Here is a 9,566-nt window from a genome sequence, read left to right on the forward strand (position 1 = left end):
CACCTGTACGGACGGAGCACCTCCCCATGTCCAGCCTCTGGCCCACCGGCCCGCGCCGGGTCCTGGTCGCCGGCATCGACGGCGTCCGCCTCGACCTGCTGCCCGAGCTGCACACCCCGCACCTGGACGCGGTCGCGAAGGCCGGTTTCCTGGCGCCGGTGATGGTCGACGACGCGACCCCGACCATGTCGGGACCCTGCTGGGCGACCATCGTCACCGGGGTCGGCCCGGCCAAGCACGGGGTGCTCGGCAACCACCTCGGCGGGAACCGGCTCGACGTGTTCCCCGACTTCACCACCCGGCTGGCCGCCACCCACCGCCGCCGGACCTTCGCGGCCGGCGGCTGGGAGCCGCTGTTCCTGGCTCGCAGCGGCGGCCCGCTGTTCGCCGCGCCGGGCCGGCTGTCGTACATCGCGCCGCTCGAGGACACCCCAGCGGCCTGGGAGGTCGTCGACGAGCGGGTCACCGCGGAGGCCGAGTACGTGCTCGGGCGCAGTGACGACGACCCGCAGGCGTCCTTCGTCTACCTCGGCGCGGTCGACGAGACCGCGCACTTCACCGGCTGCGGCGCGGAGTACCGCCGCTCGGCCGAGGCCGCCGACCGCCGTCTGGGGCGGCTGCTGGCCGCCGTGGAGAGCCGCCCGGGGTATGCCGCCGAGGAGTGGACGGTCATCGTGGTGACCGACCACGGCCACGTCGACCAGGGCGGCCACGGCGGGCGCAGCGAGGTGGAACGGACCGCCTGGATCGCCGCCAGCGGCCCGGACATCACCCCCGGCGCACCGGTCCTGCCGCTGCACCACACCGATGTCGCGGCGCACGTCTACGCGGCGCTGGAGATCGTCCCGGATCCGCACTGGACGCTGGACGGGCGCCCGTTCACCGCGGCCCCGGAGCCGGTCACGGCCTGAGCCGTCCGCCCACCGTCCGCCGTCCGCCGCGACCGGCGGGCGGCACGCGGCAGGCGGCAGGCGGCCGGTGCTCAGCGGTGGACCAGCAGGGCCGTGACGGCGCCCGCCGCGTCGCGGACGGGTGCCAGCCGGAAGCCGTCCAGGTCGACCAGCAGCGCCAGCGCCGGGCCGCCTGACGCCGCATCGGGCAGCAGCAGGTGGCCCTCGGCGAAGTCCCCCGGCTCGCCGTCGACGGGCGGGCGGTCGGCGGACAGGTGTCCGGCGAGGTGGTCGGCGCGGCTCCAGTGCTCGGTCGGGGTCTCGCGGCGCAGCGCGGCGAGCGCCCGGTCGACCAGTGCGGGCACCCCGGCCGGCGGGAGTCCGTGGAGCAGCAGCAGGCCCGAGTCGGTGGACACGGGGTCGCCGGTGTCGTCCACCTCGACGGGTGCGGTGGCTCCGAAGTGCAGCAGGGCGGCGAGCACTTCGGGCCGCTCGACGTCCTCGTCGACCACCAGGTAGACGGGGTGCGGGCCGGGTCCGACCCCGGGGGCGTACGCGCTGCCGCCGAGCGGGTCCTCGATCACGCACTCCCCCGTCGGCGACAGGTCCAGCAGTCCGGCGCGGCGCAGCCGCCACGGCCCGGGCGGTTCGGCGCCCGCGTCCAGGGCGGGCAGCGCGGCGAGGAGTTCCGGCAGGTAGTCCATGCCCTGAGGGACGAAGCCGCCGGTCCGCCCGGTTCCCCGGCGGGGGTGCCGGGCGGACCGGCCGGCCGGGTCAGCCGGGCAGGTCGACGCCCTCGCCGACGCCGAGCTGGGTGAGCTCCGCGCCGGTGCCCGGGCCGCTCTCGCCGAGCAGCCGGCCGTGGACCATCCGGCCGACGTCGCTGAGGACGGCCTCGTGGATCGCCAGCGCCCGCGACGGCCCCGCCTCCCGGACGTAGTCGATCAGCTCGGAGACCTTGGTCCAGGGACCCGCGATCGGCAGCAGCAGGGTCTCCACGGGGTGCGGCGGCAGGGTGAGCGCGTCACCGGGATGGAAGAGGCTGCCGCCGAGCAGGAAGCCGATGTTGCCGACCCGGGGGATGTCGGGGTGGATCTCCGCGTGCCACTCGCCGTGCACGCTCACCTCCAGCCCGTCGATCTCGAAGGCGTCGCCCTCGCCGACCACCGTGACGTGGGCGCCGATCCCCTCCAGCCGCCCGGCCACCGCCCGGTTGGTGAAGATCCGCAGACCCGGGTCGGCCGCGACGGCGGCCCGCAGCCGGTCCTCCGCGAAGTGGTCGAAGTGCTCGTGGGTGATCAGGACGGCGTCGGCGCCGCGCACCGCGTCGTCCTCGGTGAACATGCCGGGGTCGATCACGACGGTGGAGCCGCCGCGCTCGATCCGGACACAGGCATGGCCAAGCTTCGTCAGTCGCATGAGGAAAACAGTACAGCAAGGCTGTGCAGTTTTGCTGTACGCCGAGGCGCTAGGCTGATCACATGGATGACGTCGACCCCCTGGAACTCGCCGCCGAGCTCCGACTCGCCCTCGGCACCCTGGTCCGCGGCCTGCGGGTCGGCGACGAGCTGCCGCAGAACCAGGCGGCGGTACTCGGCTGGCTGGTCCGCGAAGGCCCCCGCACCACCAGCGAGCTGGCCGACCTGCAGCGGGTGCGCCACCAGTCGATGGCCCGCACCGTCGCCCTGCTGACCGAGGCGGGCCTGGTCGAGCAGCAGCCGCACGCCAGCGACGGCCGCAAGGTGCTGATCGCCGCCACCGCGCGCGGCACCGGCGCCCTGCACGCCCAGCGGGCCCGCCGCGAGGGCGCGATAGCGACCGCCATCGCCGAACGGCTCAGCCCGCCGGAGCAGCAGGTGCTGCGCGAGGCCGTCACGCTGCTGCGCCGGCTGGCCTGACCCGAGCGGGTGCGGGCCGGGACATCCGCTACGCCGAACGGGCGAGTGCCGCATGCCCGGGGCGCGGCTCGGGCGTTGTGCTGGGCAGCAGTCCACCCAGAGAGGCAGTCCCCGCCATGAGCAGCACCGCCATGAGCAGCACCACCCGCTCCGCCCTGATCCTCGCCGCCGCGCTGATCGGCCTGCTGGCCGCCGGCACCGGCTCGGCCTCCGCCTGCGGGGTGCTGGACGCGGCCACCGCGCTGACCCCGAGCTACGGCAACGCCTGCGTCAACCGCTGAGCCCGCGCCCCGACAGCCCCCACCCCCGGCAGCCTCCGCCCCCGGCAGCCTCCGCCCCGGCCCGGGCCCCCGGCCCTCAGTCGGCGGCCGGGGCGAGCGGCCGGACGCCGGGCAGCCGGGGTGCCGGCAGCCGGCCCGGCAGGGCGAGCGGGGGCAGCTTGATGTGCTCGCTGAGTCCGATCACCCGGTGCAGGCTGCGCAGCGGGGCCGGGGCCCACCAGTTGAGCTTGCCGAACAGCGACATGGTGGCCGGGACCAGCAGGCAGCGGACCAGTGTCGCGTCCACCGCGACGGCCACCGCCAGGGCGATGCCCATCTGTTTGACCATGAGCATCTGCCCGGCCGCGAACCCGGCGAAGACGATCACCATCAGCAGCGCCGCGGAGGTGATGATCCGGCCGCTGCGCTGGAGCCCGAGCTGGACGGCCTTGGTGGAGTCGTACCCCTGGTCGTGCAGTTCCTTGATCCGTGCGAGCAGGAAGACCTCGTAGTCCATCGAGAGGCCGAAGGCGAAGGCGAAGACCAGGACCGGGATGAAGGTCTCCAGTCCGCCGGTCGGGGTGAAGCCGAGCAACCCGCTGAAGTAGCCGTGCTGGAAGACCAGGGTGAGCGCGCCGAGCGAGGCGCCCAGCGAGAGCACGTTCATCAGCAGCGCCTTGACCGGCATCACCACCGAGCCGGTCATCATGAACAGCAGGATCAGCGTGCCCGCCGCGACGAGGCCGAGCGCCCACGGGCCGCGGCTGGAGATCTCGTGCTGGAAGTCGACCACCGAGGCGGCGTCACCGGTGACGTAGGTGGTCAGCCCGCCGCGGTTCTCCCGCAGCTCGTCGACCACCTTCTTCGCCTCGGCGCCCTGCGGATCGCCCTTGACCAGGACGTCCACCGTGCTGAGCCCGTCGCCGACCGGGGCCACGGCCCGGACGCCGCTCACCCCCGGCAACTGGGCGACCACCCGGTCGGCGTACGCCTGGGCCTTGGCCTGGTCCGCCTCGACCACCACGGTGACCGGGGCAGGCGTCTGCTGCGGGAAGCGCTGGTCGACGGTCTGTGCCACCTGCCGGGCGGCGAAGGACTTCGGCAGGACGTCGGCGCCGGAGTTGCGCCACTGCGAGCCGAGGAACGGCGCGCCGGCGGCCAGCAGCAGCGCGACGCAGGCGAGCATCACGGGCACCGGACGCTTCTGCACCACCCGGACCACCCGGGAGAAGAATCCCTCGTCCGGCACCGGGGCGCTCGGAGTCTTGATCCGGCGCCCGACGACGCCGAGGAGCGCGGGGATCAGGGTGAGCGCCGCCGTGACGGCGATCACCACCACCGAGACGCCGGCCGCGGCGACCGCCCGGAAGACCGGGCTGGTGAAGACGAAGAGGCCGGACAGCGCGACGGCCACCGTCAGCCCGGAGAAGGCGACGGTCCGCCCGGCAGTGGCTGAGGTGCGTTCGACGGCCTGGGCGATGGTGGCGCCGTTGCCGCGTTCCTCGCGGAAGCGGTTGACCATCAGCAGGGCGTAGTCGATCGACAGGCCGAGGCCGAGCACGGTGGCGATCGGCAGCACGCTGGTGTCGATGTCCATGATCTGGCTGAAGCCGAACATCGCCAGCAGGGCGCCGCCCACCGAGGCGATGGCGCCGATCCCGGGCAGTCCGGCCGCCGCCAGGCCGCCGAAGACCAGCACCATCACCAGCAGCGTCAACGGAAGCGTGACGATCTCACCGAAACGGGTGTCCTTCTCGGTCTGGTCCTTGACCTCCTGCTGGAGCACCAGGTCGCCGCCGACGGTGACGTGCGCACCCGGGGCCTCGATGCCGGCCAGCCGGTGCGTCACGGCGTCCAGCTGCGCGGACGTGGAGGAGTCGGCCATCCGGACGGAGACCAGACTGGCGTTCCCGTCGGCGGAGGTCAGCGCGGTCCCGGCACCGTAGGTGTCGGCCACCGACGCCACCCCGGGGAGGGCCGAGATCTCGGCCGTGGCCGCCGTCACGGCGCCCCGGACCGCCTGGTCGGTGACGGACGCGCCGTCCACCACGGCCGTGACGGTGCCCTTGACGGGATCGGCCGCCTCGACGACCGCCGTGCCCCGCGCCGACTCGGAGCCGCCGGCCCCGGTCGAGGCGACGGTGCCTTCGAAGACCCGGCCGCCGATCAGCACACCGAGGGCGAGGACCACCACCCAGAATCCGAGGACCCAGCGTCGGTGGCGGTAACAGGCCCGGCCGAGGGCCGCGAGCCGCCCACCGACCTTGACGTCGGCGGGCGCGTGCGGTGCAGCGGTGTGCGAGTGGCGCATGTGCAAGGAGGCCTTTCGGACAGTTGTCCCAAAGGTATGCGCATCGCCCGAGTGGGCCTAGAGCAGGACCATGAGCCTCATATCACACTTTCCTACACATAAAGACCACATAAGCAAAAAAGGAACCCCCGCCCGGTATCCCGGGCGGGGGTTCCTCAGTGGCGGGCCGTCAGTGACGGGCCGTCAGCGATCAGCTCTGGCCGCCGGCCAGCTTCTCGCGGAGCGCGGCGAGCGCCTCGTCCGAAGCGAGAGCGCCGGAGCCCTCGTCGCTGCTGGAGGAGTACGAGCCACCACCGGAGACCGGGGCCTCCTCGCCGGCCTCGGCGGCAGCGGCGGCGTCGGCCTCACGGCTCTTGATGACCTGGGCCTGGTGCTGCTCGAAGCGGGCCTGCGCCTCGGCGTACTGGCGCTCCCACTCCTCACGCTGCTTCTCGAAGCCGGCCAGCCAGTCGTTCGCCTCGGGGTCGAAGCCCTCCGGGTAGATGTAGTTGCCCGCGTCGTCGTACGAGGCAGCCATGCCGTACAGGGTCGGGTCGAACTCGACCGACGCCGGGTCGGCACCGAGGGACTCGTTGGCCTGCTTCAGCGAGAGGCTGATGCGGCGGCGCTCGAGGTCGATGTCGATGACCTTGACGAAGATCTCGTCGCCGACCTGGACGACCTGCTCCGGGATCTCCACGTGGCGCTCGGCCAGCTCGGAGATGTGGACCAGACCCTCGATGCCCTCGTCCACGCGGACGAACGCACCGAACGGAACCAGCTTGGTGACCTTACCCGGGACGACCTGGCCGATCTGGTGGGTCCGGGCGAACTGCTGCCACGGGTCCTCCTGGGTCGCCTTCAGCGACAGGGAGACGCGCTCGCGGTCCATGTCCACGTCGAGAACCTCGACGGTGACCTCCTGGCCGACCTCGACAACCTCGGACGGGTGGTCGATGTGCTTCCAGGACAGCTCGGAGACGTGCACCAGGCCGTCGACGCCACCCAGGTCCACGAAGGCACCGAAGTTGACGATCGAGGAGACGACGCCGGAGCGCACCTGGCCCTTCTGCAGGGTGGTGAGGAAGGTCTGGCGGACCTCGCTCTGGGTCTGCTCCAGCCAGGCACGGCGGGACAGGACCACGTTGTTGCGGTTCTTGTCCAGCTCGATGATCTTGGCCTCGAGCTCCTTGCCGACGTACGGCTGGAGGTCGCGGACGCGGCGCATCTCGACCAGCGAGGCCGGGAGGAAGCCACGGAGGCCGATGTCGAGGATGAGACCACCCTTGACGACCTCGATGACGGTACCGGTGACGATGCCGTCCTCTTCCTTGATCTTCTCGATCGTGCCCCAGGCACGCTCGTACTGAGCGCGCTTCTTGGACAGGATCAGACGACCCTCCTTGTCCTCCTTCTGGAGAACCAGGGCCTCGATGTTGTCGCCAACGGAGACAACCTCGTGGGGGTCCACGTCGTGCTTGATCGAGAGCTCGCGAGACGGGATGACACCCTCGGTCTTGTAACCGATGTCGAGGAGCACCTCGTCACGGTCGACCTTCACGATGACGCCCTCAACGATGTCGCCATCGTTGAAGTACTTGATGGTCTCGTCAATGGCGGCGAGGAAGGCCTCGGCGTCGCCGATGTCGTTGACCGCAACCTGCGGGGTGGTGCTGACAGAGGTGTCGGTGGGGCTCGTCATTAGGAAAAGGGCTCCGGTACGGACATGAAGTCGTAGGTAATGCCACGCGGGGGGCCCGTGTCGCTCCCACCGAAAGCCGGACAGCCAAGAACACGGCGCACCGTCCTGGAGAACCAAGGGGTGTCCGTCTTGCGACCGTGGGGTCTTCGACAGATGCGAGCGCGACCTGCTCCGTCCGAGGCGCGCAGGCCCGCAGCGCAACTTGTAGCATACGGGGACAGCCGGGCACGGTCAACGCCGGAGAAGGCGAGACCGGTAGAGGCCGGGATCGATCAGGCCATATCCTCCGAATGCGCAGCTCACACCAGAGGTGTGAGGCAGGCAGCCGAAGGGGCCCACCCCGGATGCCACTGCCCGATGCCGGCCCTTGCGAGGCCGGTCGCGGCAGCAGCGCTTCCGCACCCCATACCCTACGCGACGGGCACTACCACCTTGGCCACCACCCCCGACCTCCAGCCCGACGACCTCGACGACCTGCCGCCCGCGGACCTGGACGACGAGGACGACGGCGACGCCGTCCGCCGCACCGCGGGCCTGGCCGAGAGCAGCCACGCCAGCCGGCACTGGTGGGACCGCAACGCGGACGAGTACCAGGACGAGCACGGGGAGTTCCTCGGCGACGACCGCTTCGTCTGGTGCCCGGAGGGCCTGGACGAGGCCGAGGCCCGGCTGCTCGGCCCGGCCGGCTCGCTGAAGGGCCTGGCCGCCCTGGAGATCGGCGCGGGCGCGGCGCAGTGCTCGCGCTGGCTGGCCGCCCAGGGCGCCCGCCCGGTCGCGCTGGACATCTCCTTCCGGCAGCTGCAGCACGCCCGCCGGATCGACCTCGGCCGCGGTGGCGACCCCGTCCACGTGGTGCAGGCCGACGCGGCGGTGCTGCCGTTCGCCGACGGCTCCTTCGACCTGGCCTGCTCCGCGTACGGGGCGGTGCCGTTCAGCGCCGACACCGCCGCGCTGATGCGCGAGGTCCACCGGGTGCTGCGGCCCGGCGCGCGCTGGGTGTTCTCGGTGACCCACCCGATCCGCTGGGCCTTCCCCGACGAGCCCGGCCCCGAGGGGCTGACGGCCACCGCCTCCTACTTCGACCGCACCCCGTACGTGGAGCAGGACGAGCAGGGCCGGGCGACCTACGTGGAGCACCACCGCACGCTCGGCGACCGGGTGCGCGAGCTGACCGGCGCCGGTTTCCGCCTGCTGGACCTGGTCGAGCCGGAGTGGCCGGACGGGCACGAGCAGGAGTGGGGCGGCTGGAGCCCGCTGCGCGGCCGGCTGATCCCCGGCACCGCGGTCTTCGTGGCCGAACGGGGCTGAGCGGGGGTGCGTCTGCCGGGGGTGGAACTGCCCGTCCGCACCGCCGTACCGGCGCTGCACCGGGCGCTGGCCGAGCGCGGGGTCGCGGTGCTGGCCGCACCGCCGGGCACCGGGAAGACCACGCTGGTGCCGCTGGCGCTGGCGGGACTCGTACCGGGCCTGGACGGGCCGCCGCGCCGGGTGCTGGTCGCCGAGCCGCGGCGGCTGGCGGTCCGGGCCGCGGCCCGGCGGATGGCCTGGCTGCTCGGCTCCGCGGTCGGCGAGGCCGTCGGGCTGACCGTGCGCGGCGAGCGGACGGCCGGGCCGGCCACCGTGGTCGAGGTGGTCACCACCGGGGTGCTGCTCCAACGCCTGCAGCGCGACCCCGAACTGCCCGGCGTCGACGTGGTGGTGCTCGACGAGTGCCACGAGCGGCACCTGGACGCCGACACCGCGCTCGCCTTCCTGCTGGACGTGCGGGCGGCGCTGCGGCCCGAGCTGCAGGTGGTGTGCGCCTCGGCGACCTCCGACACCGCGGCCTGGGCCGACCTGCTCGGCGGCGAGGACGGCCCCGCGCCGGTGGTCGAGGCGCACGGCGTCGCGTACCCGGTCGAGGTGGTGTGGGCGCCGCCGCCGCGGGCCGTACGGCCGCCGCAGGGCACCCGGGTGGACCCGGCGCTGCTGGAGCACGTCGCGGCGACGGTCCGGCGGGCGCTCGCCGAACGCGACGGCGACGTGCTGTGCTTCCTGCCCGGCGTCGGCGAGATCGCCCGGGTCGCCGGGCACCTCGGCGACCTGCCGGTGGAGGTGCTGCAGCTGCACGGGCAGGCCCCGCAGCCGGTGCAGGACGCCGCGCTGACCGCCGGCGGGCGGCGCCGGGTGGTGCTCGCCACCTCGGTCGCCGAGTCCTCGCTGACCGTGCCGGGCGTGCGGGTGGTGGTCGACTCCGGGCTGGCCCGCGAGCCGCGTACCGACCACGCCCGGGGACTGGCCGGCCTGGTCACCGTACGGGCGTCGCTGGCCGCCGGACGGCAGCGGGCCGGGCGGGCCGGGCGGCAGGCCCCGGGGACGGTGTACCGCTGCTGGGCGGAGGCCGCCGACGCGCTCGCGCCGCGTTTCCCCGCGCCCGAGATCGCGCTCGCCGACCTCACCTCCTTCGCCCTGCAGGCCGCCTGCTGGGGCGATCCGGACGCGGCCTCGCTGGCGCTGCCGGACCCGCCGCCCGGCGGCGCGATGGCC

At 73.4% G+C, this 9,566-nt stretch carries 9 protein-coding genes; 5 read left to right on the forward strand and 4 right to left on the reverse strand.

What is annotated here, in order from left to right:
- Window positions 1-26: 26 nt before the first annotated feature.
- Entirely contained in the window at window positions 27-911 is an 885-nt protein-coding gene (locus AA75_RS08070; protein WP_033819124.1) for an alkaline phosphatase family protein, read from the forward strand.
- Window positions 912-982: 71 nt separating this feature from the next.
- Here AA75_RS08070 and AA75_RS08075 read toward each other — a convergent pair whose 3' ends face one another.
- A complete protein-coding gene (locus AA75_RS08075; RefSeq protein WP_033819125.1) occupies window positions 983-1,594 on the reverse strand; it encodes a hypothetical protein in 612 nt (203 codons plus the stop codon).
- 70 nt (window positions 1,595-1,664) lie between these two features.
- A complete protein-coding gene (locus AA75_RS08080) occupies window positions 1,665-2,309 on the reverse strand; it encodes an MBL fold metallo-hydrolase (protein WP_033819126.1) in 645 nt (214 codons plus the stop codon).
- A 62-nt stretch (window positions 2,310-2,371) separates the two neighbouring features.
- Between AA75_RS08080 and AA75_RS08085 the strand changes: the two genes are divergently transcribed.
- On the forward strand, window positions 2,372-2,788 hold the full coding sequence (locus AA75_RS08085; RefSeq protein ID WP_033819127.1) for a MarR family winged helix-turn-helix transcriptional regulator: 417 nt from the start codon (window positions 2,372-2,374) through the stop codon (window positions 2,786-2,788).
- A gap of 116 nt (window positions 2,789-2,904) precedes the next feature.
- Window positions 2,905-3,069: a hypothetical protein gene (locus AA75_RS49120; RefSeq protein ID WP_158515458.1), complete on the forward strand. Its 165-nt coding sequence runs from the start codon at window positions 2,905-2,907 to the stop codon at window positions 3,067-3,069.
- A 76-nt stretch (window positions 3,070-3,145) separates the two neighbouring features.
- On the opposite strand, the gene AA75_RS08090 is transcribed toward AA75_RS49120, so the two are convergent.
- Window positions 3,146-5,359: an MMPL family transporter gene (locus AA75_RS08090; RefSeq protein WP_051811996.1), complete on the reverse strand. Its 2,214-nt coding sequence runs from the start codon at window positions 5,357-5,359 to the stop codon at window positions 3,146-3,148.
- A gap of 190 nt (window positions 5,360-5,549) precedes the next feature.
- Window positions 5,550-7,040, reverse strand: coding sequence for a 30S ribosomal protein S1 (gene rpsA / locus AA75_RS08095; RefSeq protein WP_033819128.1), 1,491 nt, complete (start codon window positions 7,038-7,040; stop codon window positions 5,550-5,552).
- A 357-nt stretch (window positions 7,041-7,397) separates the two neighbouring features.
- Between rpsA and AA75_RS08100 the strand changes: the two genes are divergently transcribed.
- Both AA75_RS08100 and AA75_RS08105 read left to right on the forward strand, forming a co-directional pair.
- Window positions 7,398-8,348 (forward strand): class I SAM-dependent methyltransferase, encoded by a 951-nt coding sequence (locus AA75_RS08100; protein ID WP_082526337.1) that lies wholly within the window; start codon window positions 7,398-7,400, stop codon window positions 8,346-8,348.
- A 21-nt stretch (window positions 8,349-8,369) separates the two neighbouring features.
- Window positions 8,370-9,566, forward strand: a 1,197-nt coding sequence (locus AA75_RS08105; protein ID WP_255369499.1) for a helicase-related protein, incomplete at its 3' end; no start/stop codon positions are given.

This window comes from Kitasatospora sp. MBT63, from assembly GCF_000710465.2.
Classification (GTDB): domain Bacteria; phylum Actinomycetota; class Actinomycetes; order Streptomycetales; family Streptomycetaceae; genus Kitasatospora.